This is a genomic window from Williamsia muralis, from assembly GCF_051487485.1.
Taxonomy (GTDB): Bacteria; Actinomycetota; Actinomycetes; order Mycobacteriales; family Mycobacteriaceae; genus Williamsia; species Williamsia muralis_B.
The window spans coordinates 45,094-62,849 of the sequence record NZ_JAHVCV010000011.1 but is presented as its reverse complement, the minus strand read 5'-3'; the positions used below and the strand labels follow the sequence as shown (position 1 = coordinate 62,849).

Annotated in this window: 12 protein-coding genes; 3 read left to right on the top strand and 9 right to left on the bottom strand. The window is 63.2% G+C overall.

Annotation, left to right across the window (positions count from 1 at the left end):
* Positions 1 to 29: 29 nt before the first annotated feature.
* The 8 genes from KXR83_RS23860 to KXR83_RS23825 form a co-directional block, all read right to left on the bottom strand.
* Positions 30 to 1,373 (bottom strand): FAD-binding oxidoreductase, encoded by a 1,344-nt coding sequence (locus KXR83_RS23860; protein WP_437426983.1) that lies wholly within the window; start codon positions 1,371 to 1,373, stop codon positions 30 to 32.
* Positions 1,374 to 1,547: 174 nt separating this feature from the next.
* Positions 1,548 to 2,855 carry an NAD(P)/FAD-dependent oxidoreductase gene (locus KXR83_RS23855; protein WP_437426982.1) on the bottom strand — a complete coding sequence of 436 codons (1,308 nt, stop codon included), beginning with the start codon at positions 2,853 to 2,855 and terminating at the stop codon, positions 1,548 to 1,550.
* A gap of 231 nt (positions 2,856 to 3,086) precedes the next feature.
* Positions 3,087 to 4,430 carry an MFS transporter gene (locus KXR83_RS23850; RefSeq protein ID WP_437426981.1) on the bottom strand — a complete coding sequence of 448 codons (1,344 nt, stop codon included), beginning with the start codon at positions 4,428 to 4,430 and terminating at the stop codon, positions 3,087 to 3,089.
* A gap of 340 nt (positions 4,431 to 4,770) precedes the next feature.
* Positions 4,771 to 5,949: a PucR family transcriptional regulator gene (locus KXR83_RS23845; RefSeq protein WP_437426980.1), complete on the bottom strand. Its 1,179-nt coding sequence runs from the start codon at positions 5,947 to 5,949 to the stop codon at positions 4,771 to 4,773.
* 178 nt (positions 5,950 to 6,127) lie between these two features.
* On the bottom strand, positions 6,128 to 7,000 hold the full coding sequence (locus KXR83_RS23840; RefSeq protein ID WP_437426979.1) for an alpha/beta hydrolase: 873 nt from the start codon (positions 6,998 to 7,000) through the stop codon (positions 6,128 to 6,130).
* Positions 6,997 to 8,220 (bottom strand): amidohydrolase family protein, encoded by a 1,224-nt coding sequence (locus KXR83_RS23835; protein WP_437426978.1) that lies wholly within the window; start codon positions 8,218 to 8,220, stop codon positions 6,997 to 6,999. The genes KXR83_RS23840 and KXR83_RS23835 overlap by 4 nt, the downstream gene beginning before the upstream one ends.
* 203 nt (positions 8,221 to 8,423) lie before the next feature.
* Positions 8,424 to 11,876, bottom strand: a complete 3,453-nt coding sequence (locus tag KXR83_RS23830; protein ID WP_437426977.1) for an ATP-binding protein — start codon at positions 11,874 to 11,876, stop codon at positions 8,424 to 8,426.
* A gap of 62 nt (positions 11,877 to 11,938) precedes the next feature.
* Positions 11,939 to 12,301: an ArsR/SmtB family transcription factor gene (locus tag KXR83_RS23825; RefSeq protein ID WP_317713747.1), complete on the bottom strand. Its 363-nt coding sequence runs from the start codon at positions 12,299 to 12,301 to the stop codon at positions 11,939 to 11,941.
* A 93-nt stretch (positions 12,302 to 12,394) separates the two neighbouring features.
* Between KXR83_RS23825 and KXR83_RS23820 the strand changes: the two genes are divergently transcribed.
* From KXR83_RS23820 to KXR83_RS23810, 3 genes are all read left to right on the top strand, one after another.
* Complete coding sequence (locus KXR83_RS23820) at positions 12,395 to 14,356, top strand: heavy metal translocating P-type ATPase (RefSeq protein WP_437426976.1); 1,962 nt, start codon at positions 12,395 to 12,397, stop codon at positions 14,354 to 14,356.
* A 108-nt stretch (positions 14,357 to 14,464) separates the two neighbouring features.
* The gene (locus KXR83_RS23815; RefSeq protein WP_437426975.1) at positions 14,465 to 15,694 is read left to right on the top strand and encodes an MFS transporter; all 1,230 of its coding nucleotides are present in this window, start codon (positions 14,465 to 14,467) and stop codon (positions 15,692 to 15,694) included.
* A 5-nt stretch (positions 15,695 to 15,699) separates the two neighbouring features.
* Positions 15,700 to 16,059: an ArsR/SmtB family transcription factor gene (locus tag KXR83_RS23810; protein ID WP_437426974.1), complete on the top strand. Its 360-nt coding sequence runs from the start codon at positions 15,700 to 15,702 to the stop codon at positions 16,057 to 16,059.
* 115 nt (positions 16,060 to 16,174) lie between these two features.
* Here KXR83_RS23810 and KXR83_RS23805 read toward each other — a convergent pair whose 3' ends face one another.
* A complete protein-coding gene (locus KXR83_RS23805) occupies positions 16,175 to 17,530 on the bottom strand; it encodes a lipase family protein (protein WP_437426973.1) in 1,356 nt (451 codons plus the stop codon).
* Positions 17,531 to 17,756: the final 226 nt, after the last annotated feature.

Here is a 17,756-nt window from a genome sequence, read left to right as displayed (position 1 = left end):
TCATCAGAGTTTACGCTTCGAATGCTCTATCACAGCCGAAACACCTTGCCGGGGTTCATGATCCCGTGCGGGTCGAGAGCGCTCTTGACTGCCCGATGCATGTCCATCACCGGTGGAACCAGTTCCTGTGCGAGGCCGTCCATCTTGAGCAAACCGATGCCGTGCTCGCCGGTGACGGTGCCGCCGTACCGAATCGCCGCGTCGATGATCTCCGCGAACGCGGCTTGCGCTCTTATCCGGGCGTCCTCGTCGTCGTTCGGCGTGATGAGCAGCGGGTGCAGGTTGCCGTCACCGGCGTGGGCAATGGAAGCGATGTGCGTGTCGTACCGCAGCCCGATCTCCTCGATCCGCGTGAGCATCTCGGGGACAACGGCTTTCGGAACGCAGATGTCCTCGGTGAGGACGGGCCCGAGGCGTTCCAGCGCAGGGTAGGCCAGTCGGCGGGCCAGGAACAGCGCGTCGGCCTCCTGCTGGTTCGTGGATTGGGCGCTCCACGTGGCACCCGCGCGTTCGTAGCACGCAAGCATCCGCTCGGCCTCGATGTCCCCGACTGCGCCTGGAGTGTCGATGCGGCCCAGCAACAGGACGTTCGCGTCGGCGGACAGGCCCATGTTCTTCCAGGCGTCCACTGCCACGAGGCATTGCCGGTCGATCAGCTCGAGTGCAGACGGTGTGAGGCCGTCTTCGGCGACCGCGCGTACCGCGTGCCCAGCGTCGACGGTGGAGTCGAAGTATCCGACGATGGTGCGCTGCGGTTCCTGCAGCGGGCGCAGCTTCACTGTGATCTCGGTGATGACACCGAGGGTGCCCTCGGAGCCGACCATCAGCCCGGCGAGGTCATAGCCGGCAACGCCTTTGGCTGTGCGGCGGCCGAGCCGCACAAGCTCGCCGGTGCCGGTGACGACCTGCACGCCGAGGACGTAGTCCCGGGTGACGCCGTACTTGACGCAGCACAGACCGCCGGCGTTGGTGGCGACGTTGCCACCGATGGTGGACCAGGCGGCGCTGGACGGATCCGGCGGGTACCAGAGGCCTTCCTCGGCGCAGGCAGCGCGGAGGTCGTCGTTGACGACGCCCGGTTCGACGACGGCGAGGCGTTCGAGGGAGTTGACCTCCTTGATGGTGTTCATCTTGTCGAAGGAGACGATGACGCAACCGTCGATGGCGTTGGCACCGCCGGACAGTCCGGTTCCCGCGCCGCGGGTGACCACGGGGACGTGTCGCACGATGCAGGCCCGAACGACGGATTGCACCTCCTCGGCGCTGCGTGGCCGGACGACCAGCAGTGGCGCGCCGTAGGGCGCCCATTCGGCTTCGTCGTGTAGGTACGTAGCGATGACGTCGCGGTCGGTGACGAGGCGATCTGCGGGCATCGCCGAGGCCAGCTCATCCGCAAGCTCCGTACTACAGGCAAAGACTTCAACAGGACTAGCGCTCAACGTAATCCAATCCGACTGTCGAATCGACGGGTCGAACAGCCATCCTGTTCGACAATGGGTAGATGGTGCCTTCGTGCGAAGGCGAACGGGTCGACGACTTCCTGGCGCCTAACCCAAGACAGTTCCGGTCGACTCGGTGTTGAAATCCCGGCGACGAGAAAACGAACCAAGATTGATGGTCGAACCCGTATGCGGGCCCGTGTAGGACACTGGATCTGCATCATGGTCGCGCCCGGCCTCGACCTCCTCGATGAGGGTCGCCAGGAATCGCCCGGCAACAGGTGCGTTCTTGAACTGATTGCCACTGGTTCCCATCGCGACATAGAAGCCCGGCCGATCGGTCCTGTCGTAGATCGGGGTCCAGTCCGAGGCGGCGTCATATACGCCGGCAATTCCCTTGGGCTGAAACGGCACCGACAAGTGGGGAAGTCGCCGGGCAGCACGCAAGACTTGCGCCTGGAAGCGGTCAGCGGTGCGGTTCGGGTTGGCGCTGTCGGGGTCATCGATCCACTCCAGGGGGTCGCACTCAGGTTCGGTGCCACCGATCAAGAATCCTCCCCCCTGCTCTGGCCGCATGTAGGTCCCCAGGTCGAGGTCGGCGATCATCGGGCCGAGTCGGACATCCTGGTTGTAGCCCGCAGGTGCCGCGACATGATGGACCTCCTGCCGAAGGGGGCGCACGGTGACCGTGAAGTCGGCCCCCACCCCTGCCATCGCGTTGAGGGCGCCCGACCACGGGCCGGCGGCGTTGACAACTATCGGAGCCTCGACCGTGTCGCCGTTGTCCAGGTGAAGAATCCACCGCTCAGACGGCTGTTGTTCGATGTGAGTGACTTTGGTACGGAACAAGTGGACGGCCCCGTTCGCAACCGCGGCAACTCCGAGGTTGGCGGCGGCGAGTTGGGGATCGTCGACGAAGCCGGCCTCTGGGGTGTAGACCGCTCCGAGAGAAGAGTCCGTGTCAGCGTAAAAGGCCTCCGACTGAACAGGTTTCGGTGGATAGTAGGAACCGACGTCGATTCCTGGAATCCGATTCGCCAATGTGTCCGAGTCCCACAGTTCGTATTTCACGCCGATCTTGTCGAAGAGCCGTACTGTGCGTTCACGCGGGGCGATGTCCACATCGAGGAATACCATGCCGCATTCACGGAAACGGGCCAGATCCGTTATGTCCACACCGCCCAGGTGCTCGGGCCAGGCCCTCCAGCAATGTGCCGCCTCCCAAGCTGCGGCCATCCCGTCGAAGGTGGAGTAATTGAATCGGATCACCGCGCTCGAGGCACTGGTGGACCCGAAGCCCGATCCGCCCTCTTTGTCTATCACCACCACGCGGTAGCCACGAGCAGCGAGTTCGTAGGCAATGGAGTTTCCGATGACCCCAGCTCCCACAATTACCGCGTCGGTCCCTTTGGGCATCGTACCTCCAGATGATTCATAGCGTTGCGGACACGGAAGTGCCCAGAAGACAAATGATTTCGAACAGACCGCATGGTGAAGACGGCAACCCGACACACATCACAAGCTTCGCGAAGGCCGGCGGGCAAATCTATCTACATTTGTGGACATTTCGGTTACGGCAACGCCAGGTTTGTAGCGCCGACAGACTCTGTCCACTCGGGAGTGGGTATGTTCCGGAACCAACGTCCGTCACCTCTGTTGGAGACCTGTTCGAAGATCGGCGCCCTTAGTCTCGGGAATACCGCGAAATATGAATGGGCACGCGATCAGCGCGATTGCGGTGCCGTAGAACGCCGGTGCGAGCTCGCTGCCCGTGCTGTCGACCAGTGCTTGACTGACCAGTGGTGCCGTGCCGGCGAAGACGGCGTAGGCAAGGTTGTACGGAACTGCCGTTCCGACGTACCGAAGTTGCGCTGGGAGGAGTTCCAAGATCGGGAGCAACCCGGTGGTCAGCAGACTTGCACCCATCATCAGAATGGCCAGCGCGGTACCGATCACAAGAAGGTTGCCTGTGCCGATGAGCAGATAGCAGGGAACAAGGGCGAGCGCTGTACCCACCGCTCCGACACGGACGAAGGGGCGGCGCCCCACCTTCTCGACGAGTCCACTCAACGCGATCACCACGGGGACCGGGATGACCATCGCGATGGTGGTCAACACCAGTGCGGTGTCAGTCGAGATCCCCGCGGACATCACCAGGTAGGTGGGCATATAGCCGAGCATCATGTGGTTGAGTACCCCGAGGCACGCAAAGAACATGAACAGAGTCACCACTTTGCGACGATGCTGAACCAGCAATTCCCTCATCGGGAATCGTCGTGTGGAGTTCTGGTTCTGCGCCGCAACAGCTTCGAACACCGGTGTCTCCTCGACGCCGAGGCGCAGAAGCAGTCCTGCGATGGCGAGTGCGCCACCGATGAGGAATGGCCATCGCCATCCGCCACCATCGAACGCGTCAGCGCCCATTGACCGGTACGCGAGGATGGTCAGGGTTGCGCCGACGAGCCCGAGTGATGTGGATCCAGCGAAGACAGCCAGGTAGAGGGGCCGTCGTCCGGGTGGCGCATGTTCAACCGCAAAGGTCGCGGCACCGGCGAATTCGCCACCGGCAGAGAAGCCTTGGATCAGCCGGCAGGCTAGAAGAAGCGCGGGAGCGGCGGCCCCGATCGTTGCGTAGCTCGGCAGTAGACCTATCGCGGCCGTAGCCACACCCATCAATCCGATTGCCAAGGACAGAGAACCGCGTCGGCCGAGACGATCGCCCATGGTTCCGAAGAACAGCGCTCCGGCAGGCCTGGCGAGGAACGCGCTTCCGTAGACGGCGAAGACGGCCAGCAGTGCGGAACCGCCAGAGTCCGGCGGAAAGAAGACGTCAGCAAGGGTCACAGCCATTAAGCCATAGATCGTGAAATCGAACCATTCGACGAAGTTGCCGGTCGACGCGGCGAGCAGAGCTCGCCGCCGCGTGCGTGTCAGTTGGCGCGAATCCTGCACCCGGACGTGTTCGGCCGAATCTTCCACATTGCTCGACATCGGGGCCCTTTCGGATTGGACGGGGGATGGTTGATGCGCGGTTGTTCCTGTTGCCGACGTGAAAAGCGTTATCGGTCAACTGAAGTGATGTGACTTCCCGGGAGCTGGAAGTTCGACAGGCGGTCACACGAGGTGCTTACCGCTCTGTGCCGCGACCCTGCATCGTGGACAACACTAACCTCAGAACGTGACCTGCATCATGGGCAATTGTTCAACCATGGAGCCTGTGTATTGCGCAATTGTCGCGTTGAGGCGCGGTTTCAACGCGTGTCTATGTCCGGAGGTCGATCAGGCGTCAGACCTACTGCCAGCAAGCAGTTTTCGTCCCGACGTCGGGCCGCTAGAGGGGCCAGCTGGTGGTTGACACGGTGTTGGCCGCCGCCAGCGCTTTCATCTTCAGTCCCAAATGCAGTGTGAGGCGGTCATCCCCGTTGTCGAGACTGCAGCCCGTGACCTGCTCAATGCGTTTGAGTCTCTGATAGAGCGTCGCTCGATGGATGCAAAGCAGGTTCGCGGTGCGCCTGATGTCGCATGCGTTGTCGAAGAATGTATCGAGGGTCTTCACGAGAACCTGCTGCCGGTCAGCGTTTTCGAGTGCCCTCAGCGGCGAAACGTCTGCAGCGGAAGCAATTTCGTCGCTCGACAGTCGTAGGAGGATGTCGTAGGGGCCTAGATGTCCCCATCGCGCAATGTCCCCTATCGAAGGAATCAGCAACGCAGCACGAACCGCGACGACTGCCTGTCGATAGGCGCGGAATACCTGACCGAGTTCGTTCACCGTGTCGCTGACACCGAGTACGAATTGGCCGTCCTTTCCACTCAGCTGCCGGAAGCGCGACGTAATACGCTGAGTGATGGACCTCAGTTGCAGTTGACTCAATGGTTCTGGGAGGGCGAGCAGTAGCCACGCGCGAGATCTGTCTGCCACCATCAGGCCGGCGCCGTCCGGAAGAGTGTGGAGCCCTTCCTGCACCGCTGCTTCTACTGCTACGCCGTCCGACGTTTCGGCCGGGTGTGCAATTCCGCGTTGTACTGCGATGACCTGGTAGTGCGTCGCGTGGTCAACGAGCAATTGCTCAGTGTGAACATCCTCAACTGCCCGTCTCCTGACCTCTTCGGTTGAGGTGACGAGGTTGCGAAGTACTTCCTCGCGACGAAGATCTGATCGTTCACGGAGTAACAACCGTTCGTAGAGGATCACGCCCGCGCGTGCGGCGGTATCCTCCGCCATCTCGACGTCGGACTCTGTCAGGGGATTTGCCTCGTTGTCGATAAGCCAGAGGAAGCCGAGCAGCAGACTCTTGCAGCGGACGGGCACACAAAGCCGGTTCTCGCTTCCGGGCACATCGAGATGGGCGCGGCCCGGTTTGGTCCACGTGCCAATTCCGAGAGCGAGGAGAGGCCGGGTCACTTCGTCGGGTACCGAACGATTCAGGATGGAGGTGATCCGCAGGGAGTCTTCGTCGCCGAAGTGTCGACTGGCGGCGAGGAGCCGGATCGAGGGGTCGTCGATGGCCACAGACCGGTGGAGTCGACCGGCCAGCTCGTCGACGAGCGACTGCAGGTCGTTGGTGGGCATTGCACTCTCCTCACAACACGCGAGAGGCGCTCCCGCACATCAGTGCAGTCGTATCAGCTGTGTTACTGCGGTCTTCGGTCGGGTACGTACGTCCGACGACTCGCGGCCGAGGCCACAATCACCGGACGTGACAGTTCTTCAGATAGCTCAAGAAGGATGCCTGTACCCCGGTCGCGTGCGTCTCGTCGAGCATCGACGTCGAAATGGAGTCTGAGCGACTGCTGGCTCGCAACTCTTCCAGCGCCCTCAGGACATTGCGGGCGATGCCGCGGTACACGGGCATATCACCCAGGACCTCGACCTTGTTCAGGGTGACGTGTAGGCGGGGAGTGCCCAACTCGCCGTTGTCGCGTTCCTGGTGAGTGCGAATCAGGTCGAACAACTGACTGTCCGGACTGCTGATGCCAGGAGTGCCGGCGCCGACCGTGGCGAACGGTGTCCCGCCACGAAGCCACGCGTACAGAGCGAAAAGTCCTCCATACGAGTACCCGAACAGACCGTGACCGGTGTCGCTGACACGAAGGCGCGATTGCAACCGCGGGTGGAGCTCGCTCGTGAGGAAGTCGAGAAATGCGTCGGCATCGCAGTCCGATAGTCGTTCCATATAGGCGTCTATGTCTTCTTGGCTCATCATCCCTGTCTCGCGAGCCGTGGCCAACGCAGCCACCACGTCATCGCCCACCGGCTCCCCGGCGGGAACGAGATCACGGTTGCGAAGCCGGGACCAGTCGGACGCGTCATCGCCGGCATAACCGACGCTCACCTGGATGTAGGGCGCAATGTTCAGAAACGGATCTTGTTGCGCGACGACGAGCGGCGCCGTGTACCCGACCGTCCAGTTCCCGTCCAATACGTAGATCAAGGGCAGCGTTTGCGCCGAGTCTTCGTAGCCGGGAGGAGTGGTGATCCAGACACCGAAGCGGCGCCCCGACCGGGACGTCACTTCGAGGTAGTCCGTGTCAGCCAGGCAACCGTGCAACATGGTGCTCATCGAATGTCCTTTGCTATCGCGCCGCTCTTGACAACGAGAACGGCCATGTCCGGGTTTGCGAAGACACTTGCATCTTCGAGGGGGTCGCTCTGCCACACGACGAGGTCGGCTCGCATTCCAACACGCACCATTCCGACGGTTTCGCCCACGCCGAGGATGTCCGCGTTGACGCTCGTTGCAGACACCAATGCCTGCATCGGGGATTCCAGCTCCGAGCGCACTTGCAGTTCCGCACCCCTTCGTTGCTGGTTCGGACCGATGAGGTCAGAACCCAGACCAATTCTCAGGCCGGTCGAGCGCGCTGTCTCGAGGGCGGACGCCATCCGTTGCCGGACTCCGGTCGCCCGGTCGGCGGTTGAGGGGTCCACGTCCGTCACCCCGTCGCTGAAGAGCTGATCGAGTACGGAGAAGGTGGGGACCAAGGCCACGTCATGTTCGTGCATCAGAGATGCGGTCGATTCGTCGATGTCGGTGCCATGTTCGACGCACCGCACGCCGGCCCGTACCGCGTTGCGGATACCCGCACTGCCATGTGCGTGGACGGTCACGTAAGTGCCACGCGCTGCGGCTTCCTGCACGGCCACCGCGATCTCCTCGATGGTGAACTGTGTGTCGGCGAGGCGATCGTGGCCTCCGACCACACCACCGGTAACGCACAGTTTGAGAAAGGTGGCGCCTCTGCGGAACGTCTCGCGGACGTTCCTACGGAGCTCGTCGGCGTTGCCCGACATCAACGACAGTGCGCACAGTCCAGGAATGTGGTGTTCGGTCCACAGCTCCGTTGGCTCCCAATCGGCCCCGTAGTAACCGTGCCCGCCGATCTGGCACTGGACAGGGCCGCAAGAAAGCACGTGCGGACCTCTCATCTTGCCTTTTGCGAGGACGTCGACGACTCCGCGGTCGATGCCGCCGGTGTCGCGAACTGTCGTGAAGCCGGCGTCGACCGCGAATGCCGCCGCCGTGAAAATGTCTGCTGCAATCTCGGCAACCGACAGTTCGAATCCGAACTGCGCCCTGATGGGGCTGGACAGGCCCAGGTGAACGTGAGCATCGATCAGCCCGGGGGTGAGGAGCCTGCCGTCAAGATCCACCGTCGTCGCGCCCGCAGGCGCACTGCCGATGGCTGTGATGACGCCATCCGTCACACAGACGTCGGCAACCGAAGGCTCTGCGCCAGAACCGTCCGCGACCCTACCGCCCGCATACCATGTCTCCGTCACATGACCTCCTGGTCTGTTCCGCGGTGCATTCGTTCCCCTTGGGTCGATGACGATCGAGGATCGGGTCTGACGTCTGCCAGCCTCCTGAACCGGGAGGGTGGTCCCGCCCAGTGGGCCGTTTGATACAGCATGGTGCCTCTCCGTCGCGGCGGGCAGTGGTCGCATGTTGCGACTTCATCGAGCAGGCATCGACAAATGTCGCGTCACGACTTCCACCGACCGGCCAGTGCGTCGATACGTCTGCGCACTGCGGTGGCCCCGGTGTCGTCCGCGGCACGACGCGCGCGCTCGATCGCATCTGTAGGTTGTCGGCCGGATGACTTTGCGGCCAGAAGTGCTTCGAGATAAAGGGTTTCGGCGTACCAAGCGTCGAATCCACGGGCACGGTGCACACGCAGCGCATCGTCGAGGTGTCGCCTCGCGCGATCGTACTGCCCCAGTGCGATCGACAAGTCCGCCAGATGATGGTGGGTCACGCCGTACACGACAGCCACCGCGCTGATCGTTTCATCGGCATGATCGACCATCAGTTCGTAGACCGCCTCGCAGACGATGGTGTTGCCGATTTGCGCGGCCGCCCGACCCAGAACGGCTATCGAGCTGGCCCATACGTGATTCACCTCGATGGCCGCGACGCGTGGCTTGTCGTACCAGGACAACAGGCGGACCGCGGATTCGGTGTCGCCGACATCTGCCATCGCCAGGGCGAGAATCGGCCGGTATGAACTGACGAGGTCGAAGCGTTCGGTCATGTCGTCTGCAGCGTCGACTATTTCACGCATGTCGCCTCGCAGAGTCCGCAAGCCGCATACGAATGCGAGAAGGCGACCGAAGGAGTAGGTCTCGATCGGTGAGGCAGGAATGCTCCGAATTTCCTCGAGCTGCTGGTCGCACTGGGAAAGACGCCCGGCGGCAAGGCTTATGCCGAATTGGATACTCGAAACGAGCCATGCCAGCTCGCGATCGCGGCTCGTGTGGGCCGCGGAAACTCTGCCGATTGTGTGCTGAGCTTTCGCCAATTCGCCGTTCACCACCTGCGCGCGCGCCAACCACACGGTGAGCATGGGGTCGAGCGTGCGCGTCGGCGCGATGCTGCTGATCTTTTCCAGCTCTTCGTAGGCGTCTTGGCGGATGGTGGCCATATGCGGTGTGCGCAGGGAGACCAATACCGCTGACAGTGCTGCGATGAGTGCATCGGTGTCGTCGGCTGCTCGGGCGGCGTCGATTGCTCGGAGGAGAAGGTCACGTCTGGTGTGGTGGTCGGTGGTCCAGATCTGTTCGATAGCCAGTTGCGCCAGTAGGTGGGCCGTCGACGAGCCGTCGTCGCGGCCGGTCGCCTCGAGCGCGTGCAGGGCATCGTTGAGGCTGGCGATGCGTTCGTGGTCGATGTGTATGTGTACGTAGAGGATTCCGTACAAGTTGTTCGCCAGTGTCGCGGACACGTGCAGGTCGACATCGCCGAGTCGGCGTCCCATCGCCGCAGCGCCGAGCAGAGTCGAACGGAACGCCGGATTGCGCGCTTTGCGCTGTGCCCGCCCCAACTTGATGAGGAGCCGGCAACGCGCAGACGAATCGCCGCGTGGGGTGAGGCGCTCGGCAGCGAACTGGTACAGCGAGACAGCGTCTTCGTAGGCGCCGATCGAGTTGGCCGCATCGCCGGCCCGGATGGAGTACTCCACTGAGCGGGGGCGGTCGGAGTCCAGCCCGTGACTCAGGTGATACGCCATCCGCGCGAACCCATCTGGCTCGTGATCGACTCCGTGGTCCTCGAATGCGCGGGCGACCCGGGAATGCGCGTGGACACGACGAACGCCTGGCATCTGAACGTAGACGGACTCTTGAACCAGGGCGTGGCGGATCATCACCTCGCTGGATGAGACGAACTCTGTGATCAAGCGTGCTTGGGAGAGCTCGTCGATCGCGGCCGCGAAAGCGCCGTCGTCCATGGGCTCCACGGCCGATCGCAGTACACCCCGCGGTGACACCAGACCGATGACCGAACAGACCTCCATCACCTCCAACGCATCGGCACCGAGGACTCTGATCCGGTGGGCGACCGACTCCGCAACGGATGTCGGAAGTTGTTGTTGTGACCGGAGGGCGTCGGTCGCAAGCAGTGACGAGACAAAGAAGGGCAACCCGCCCGTCCGGTCGTGCAGAGCCGCCGGATCGAGGTCGCTGCCCGACGCCTCGACCATGGCCGCCACCTGTGCAACGTCGAACGCACCCAGCTCGATGCGCTGCACACCGCGAGTTCTGGACGGGCTGATCAACACCGAGCGAAGATCTGCGCGGTCGGTGAACTCTTCCCGCACGGTCACAATGATTGTGAGACCGGCAGATTCGGATCCATGGATGACGAAACGCAGCACGTCCAGAGTGGCCGTGGACGCCCAGTGCAGGTCGTCGACCACCAGCATCGTGGGGGATCGCCGCGTGGGTGAGGTGAGCCACTCGAGGACGGCCGACATGGTCAATGCCCGGTCGTCGTCCTCGACCGAGGAGACGAGGAGGTCACTGGATTCCCACATTCTCTGCGGGACCAACTTCACAAGGCCCTGGCCGGCGGTGCGGAGCCGCTCCTGCACGGTCACCGGGTCCAAATCGTCGAGTTCACGACCGATCGCCTCGACAAACGGCTCGAAGGAGACCAGCGACTCCTCGCTGCACCGACCGAACAAGACCGTTGTTCCCGCCGCGCGTGCGCGGTCCATTGCTTCGAGAACGAGGGTGGTTTTGCCGGTGCCGGCTTCGCCCACGACCGCGATGAACTGGCCGCGCCCCTGAGCGGCACCGATCACGGCCTCGTCGATGGTGATCCGTTCGGCCGTGCGTTCGATTCTGACCGCGTTGTTCTCGATCGACGGCGTGGCGGCCGCCACGGTGACTCGCATCGGGTGGTCGTCGCTGCGCAGTATCTCGAAATAGAGGTTCTCGGTCTCCGCGGAAGGCGTCGTGCCCAACTCCTCGGCCAGCGCCTGCCGGCACCTGGCCGCCGTCGCCAACGCTTGGCCCCGTTCACCCAAGGCCATGTATCCGCTCATGGCGATCCGATAGGCGTTCTCACGGAAGGGATCGATGGCGATGATGGACTGGGCCGACTGCGTGGCGCGCGCATACTCACCTGCCCTCAGTGACCCCTCGGCGTCGATCTCCAGAGCCCTGATCCGAATCCGCGTCGCCTCTGCACGCACGTGGTCAGCCCACGACCCGATGATGCCGTCCAAGGGCGCAGAAGTGAGCAATTGCAGCGCTTTTCGGGCGTTGTGCAGTACCGCCTGCGGGTCGCCGGGTGAGGTGTCGCAGTACATCTCGGCGAGTTCCAGATCAGATCGCAGCGACGCGGGCAGCGTCAAACGAACACCGCCGCTTCGCGAACGGAGGCCGTCCGCGGGTAATCCGACGAGACGAAAGGTGTCCCTGATCCGTGAGAAGAGAATGCGGAGAGCCGCGTTCCACGACTGCGGGCGGTCAGCCGGCCACACGGCCTCCGCGAGTTCTTCCAACGACACGTCGCGATGCCGGTTGACCACGAGAAACCCGAGGACCAACGCACATCTCGGTCCGCCGACTACGCGGGGATCGGCTTCACGACCACCGAAAGTGACAGTGACACCGCCGGAGAGGCGAAACACGAGCTCCGCTTCGGCTGTCACACCCGAAGTCTATCCAGCGGGACCGCAAATGCCGGACTTCGGCGGTGTGTCAGATGTTCTTCTCACGCGGTATCGCCCGTTGCATCGCGATCGGCCAGACCCAGGTGTTCGATGTGGTAGATCGCCTCATCGAGCAGCATCGCGACGTGATTGTCGTAGAGCCGGTAGGTGACGTTGCGTCCCGCCCTGGTGCCGGTGACCAACCCCAACGCCCGAAGTAGGCGCAACTGATGCGAGACCGCGGACTGCTCCATGTCGACGGCTTCGGCCAGGGCGGTGACTCCGAGGGGGCTGTGGCGTAGCTCGGTGAGGATCCGCAACCGGCTTGGGGTGGCCAATGCCTGCAACGTCGCGGCAACGGTTGCGGCGGACTCGGCATCAAGATGCGCCGGCGGCGCTGTTTTGCCCTCGACTCCGTGACCCATGCACTGATCATAGTCAATGTGCACGCATGTACACCTCTTCATGCGTGCGTGTATGGTTCGGGTGAAACGACGTTCCCGAGTGCGGAAGCTGGCATGACGACAGAAACACCTACTCCGGTCACGGCCGCCGGCGGCGTTGCACACACCAAGCGCGGTACCCGATTGTTGTCCATCGATGAGGTTCGCTGGGCTTCGCTTGCGTTGGCGCTGTTCGTCTTCGGCTTGATTCTGCAGCTGTCGTCGCTACCTTCATGGACATTCTGGGCGGCGTATCTGGCGTGCTACGTGGCCGGCGGGTGGGAACCGGCTCTCGAGGGTCTACGCGCGCTGCGCGAGCGCACCCTTGACGTCGACTTGCTCATGATCGTGGCCGCCATCGGTGCCGCGGCGATCGGCCAGATCTTCGACGGCGCCCTGCTGATCGTCATCTTTGCTACCTCGGGCGCACTCGAAGCGGTCTTGACCCGACGCACGGCCGATTCGGTTCGGGGACTGTTGGACTTGGCGCCTGCACAAGCATGCCGGGTCGACGAACGAGGCAACGAGACAACGGTCGACGCGGCTGACCTCGCCCTCGGCGACATCATCATGGTCCGTCCGGGCGAGCGGATCGCCGGCGATGGGACTGTGGTCTCGGGCGCAAGCGACGTCGACCAGTCGACGATCACCGGTGAGTCGATGCCGGCCGAGAAAGTGCCCGGTGCCGAGGTGTTTGCGGGGACCATGAACGGCACCGGCGCCTTGACCATCCGGGTCGACAGAGAACCCTCGGATACCGTCATCGCACGGATCGTGACGATGGTCGAAGAAGCTTCGTCGACCAAGGCCGCAACCCAGTTGTTCATCGAGCGGGTCGAACAGTATTACTCGACCATCGTGGTGGCGGCCACGCTCGTAATTTTCGCTGTACCTTTGCTTTTCGGAGCAGAACTCGATTCTGCGTTGCTACGGGCGATGACGTTCATGATCGTCGCATCACCATGTGCGGTGGTGCTGGCGACCATGCCGCCCCTGCTCGCAGCCATGGCCACCGCCGCCCGAAACGGTGTGCTGGTCAAGTCGGCCGTTGTGATGGAGCAACTCCGGGCCATCGACTTGGTTGCTTTCGACAAGACCGGCACGGTCACCGAGGGAACCCCACGCCTCGAGACGATCCGCAGTCTTCCCGGCACCGCGGTAGACCAATCGGAGATCCTTGCGATGGCAGCAGCGGTCGAACGGCACAGCGAACACCCTCTTGCCGCAGCCATCACTGCAGCCGCCGACCATGCCGGACATCCATCGCAGCAGGCAATCGGGTTCGGATCCACCCCGGGCGCAGGGGTATTCGGCACGATTGACGGGCAGCGCATCGACGTCAGCCGGCCGCGGGCACACGGGCCTGGCACCTCGGACGAGTCCGGACTCGACACTCTCGTGGTGGAGCTCGAACAAACCGGACTCACCGTTGTTGTTGTCAGTGTCGACCACAATCCGGTGGGACTGCTCGGTCTACGCGACACCATCCGGGCCGAGAGCTCAGAGACAGTCGCGGCGCTCACGACACTGACCGGACGGACCCCCATTCTGTTGAGCGGAGACAATCCGCGGGTGGCGGACGCCATCGCCGGACGGATAGGCATCACTGACATCCGCGCCGAATTGCTGCCACAGGACAAAGCCGCCGCCGTCCGGGAGCTGCAGCACCAAGGCCGTACCGTGCTGGTCGTCGGGGATGGGGTCAATGATGCGCCGGCTCTCGCGACCGCTCACGCGGGTGTTGCCATGGGCCGCAAGGGATCCGATCTGGCTCTTGATACCGCAGACGCGGTACTCATCGGCGACGATCTCTCGGCGCTCGCGAACGTCATCAGGCTCTCGCAACGAGCGCACCGAATCGTGGTCGCCAACCTCGCCATCGCCGCAGCGTTCATCGTCACCCTGGTGATCTGGGACCTGGCCGCCACGCTGCCATTGCCGCTGGGCGTGGCCGGCCACGAGAGCTCGACGGTCATCGTCGCACTCAACGGGATGCGTCTGCTGTCTCAACGATCATGGGGACCGCGCCACCGCTGACGATTGCCGAGCGTTGCGCACGTCCAACAGTTGCGCAGTTGCGCAGCTATGCGACTAAGATTGATCTCGAGTGGCCGCAGCGGGCACGAGATGAAGGGGTCGCGGGCGATGCTGGAGATCATGCGTAACCGGACGTTCGGCCGGTTGTTCGCAGCTCAGGTGGTGGCACTCTTGGGGACAGGGCTGCTGACCGTGGCGTTGGGTCTGTTGGCGTACGACCTGGCCGGATCTCGAGCCGGCGCGGTGCTGGGGACTGCGCTGGCGATCAAGATGGTGGCGTATGTTGCTGTGGCGCCGGTGATTTCCGCACTCACCGATCGTGTACCCCGCAAAGTGTTGCTGGTTGGAGCGGATGTGGTCAGGGCCGCGGTGGCGGTGCTGTTGCCGCTCGTCGATCAGACGTGGCAAGTGTATGTACTGATTTTTGTGTTGCAGGCCGCGTCGGCGACCTTCACGCCGGCTTTCCAGTCGATCATTCCGGCCGTCCTGGTCAAGGAAGACGACTACACGCGCGGTTTGTCGTTGTCGCGGCTGGCCTACGACCTCGAATCGCTGGTGAGCCCGGTGCTGGCGGCAGCGCTGCTGGCGGTGGTCAGCTACAACTACCTGTTCCTGGGCACTGTTGCCGGGTTCGTCGCGTCGGCGTTGTTGGTGATCTCGACGGTGCTGCCGCGGACGATCCCGGCTGATCGATCGCTGCGGCTGATCGACCGGATGACACTCGGTTCGCGGGTAATGGCTGCGAGCCCGGTCCTGCGCGGGTTGCTGGCCTTGAACATGGTGGTCGCTGCGGCGACCGCGCTGGTGGTGGTCAACACGGTGGTGTACGTACGCGAACTGTTGGGCGGGTCGAACACCGGAGTTGCGGTGGCGCTGGGGTGTTTTGGTGCCGGCTCCATGGTGGTGGCGCTGGTGCTGCCTCGATTGCTCGCCTCGTTGCCTGATCGCCGGGTGATGATGACCGGATCGGTGACGGTGGCTACCGGGTTGGCGGTCACAACTCTGTTTCTGGTGATAGCACCCCCCACGACAGCGGGATGGATTGTGCTGGGCGCGGTCTGGATCGTGCTGGGTGCGGGGACGTCGCTGATCACGACGCCGTCCGCGCGGCTGTTGCGTGCCTACTCCGATGAGCAGAATCGGTCGTCGGTGTTCACTGCGCAATTCTCGCTGTCACATGCCTGTTTTATGCTGACTTACCCGCTGGCCGGTTGGGTCGGTGCCCACATCGGGCAGGTCAGCGCATCGCTGGCATCAACGGTGCTCGCTACACTCGCAGCATTGGTCGCTGCCCGGATCTGGCCGGCGCGACTCGAGGTGGTCTCTGCGGGAAGGTAGATGTGATGAAGCCGGTGACCGAGGCATCTACCGCGAGCCTGGTCCATCATGGGGCGCCCGATCGTCAGCGCCTGGACACCGCGACCGCCACCTTTCGCATGCTGGCCGATCCGACTCGCCTGCATATCTTGTGGATTCTCACTCGCGGTGAGGCTGATGTCGCCGCTCTCATCGAACAGACCGGAAGCTCCAAGACGTCTGTGAGCCAACATCTGGCCAAGCTGCGTTTCAGCGGCCTGGTCACTACCCGTAAGGAAGGCCGCCGGGTCATCTACCGGATCGTAGACGGGCACCTGACCCGGCTGATTCTCGAAGGAATCAACCACGCCGACCACATGGTGACCGGCGAGCCACCCCACGAGTAGTGCGCGAGCCCGTGTGCGCTGGAAGTCTCGGGTGCGCGAAAAAGTCCGACAATCCCCGGTCGTTCACACCGAATCGGGCGTGGCGACCGGGGATGCCGGCAATTGCGGTTCTGGCCTATGGGGTTGGTGCTGGTGCCGAAGGCGTTGTCGGAGCCGGGATGAGCGGCGCCGGCGTCGGGATCGGCGACGGCGCGGTCTGAGGACTTCCGGGGGGCGCGCAGTTCGAGGGTGCGGGAATACCGTCGAAGCGGTCGGCGAACCATTCCAGGTACTCGGACTTCGAGTCGTTCGGGATGGTCTGGTGCGTGGCACCCTCGTACATCGTGTACTCCACCGGCTGGCCGAATCCACATGCGCGGGCGATGTATTGGGTGGTGCCGTTGGGGTTGACCACGGTATCCGCGGTGCCTTGCATCACCAGTACCGGAACCTTCGGTGCGCTGTAGCCGACGGTGTTCTCGTTGAGGCGCTGCTGCCAATCTGCCGGGATGTTGGGGTTGAGGAGGGTCTCTCCTGGCGGCGTGGTCAGGTTCGAGTTGATGACGTAGGCGAGATGGCTGATGCACTGCTGCGCTGCCCCCACCATGGCCTCCTCGCCTGCCTTGGTCACCACGTCGGACACCTTGAGCTCAGGGTAGGCGGCGGCCAGACCGCGAAAGACGTTCAATTGCAGTGCAACCGCGTGCGCGGGCGATGTCGCGTTGCTCGGTCCGGGTGGGACCTGCCTGGCGAACTGAGGGCCGTTGTCGGCCGCGGGGGCCAAACCTGCTGTGCCGAGCAATCGTAACGGGGCGCCGTAGTCCTGGTTCTGTGACATCCACACCGATGCTCCGCCGCCTTGCGACCAGCCGAGAACCACCATGTCGTCGCCGGCGCCGGTCTCGTCGATTTTCTGCGCGGCTTTCACCGAGTCCCAGATGTTGTTCGATTCCGATTCGAGCACCGTGTACTGCTGAATGCCCGGAGTGCCCAGCCCCTGGTAGTCGGTTGCCACGACGACGTATCCGGCTTCGAGCATCTCCGAGAGTGCGGGTACGCCCGAATCTTGCTGCAATGTGCTGGTGTACGTGAAGTAGTCGACCAGTTCGACGGCCGGTTTGGGAGCCAGTGACGGGGCGCAGTTGCGGCCGCCGCCCTCCGTGCCGTGCGCCCAGGCGACAACCTTTCGTCCACCCTCGGGTGCGGCGCCTTCCGGTGCGACCACAAAGCCTGACACCGCAACGGGTGTGCCGTCGTGCAGCTCTGACAGGTAGAGGATGCGCCAGGCCCGTGCGCCTTCGGGCGCATCGATCTCTTCTTTGCGAATCAGCTCACCGTGCTCGCCGCTGGGCAGCGGTGACGGGGGTTCATAGAACTCCGGAATGCCGAATTGGCCGTCGATTTCGCCGTTGCTTTCGCCCGTCGAACTGGGTGCACTGGTGGTCGATGAGGTCTCGCTCGTCGAGTCGCTATTGCTGCAACCGGCCGCCACTACGGAAACACTGACCAACAGCGACAACGCGATAGCTGATTTTCTTTGCCAGAGAGAACGTTTGGGTGTTTGGACACCGCGTATATTCATGGCCGGAGATTAGCACCGCTAGTGTCTTTCGCCGACGCGAATGCGAATACGACGAGAGGATTTACGGAGAACAACAGTTGACGTCGTCGAAACGTCGCGCTCTTTATTCGGCGCGCGAAGTATCTTTATCCGCTGA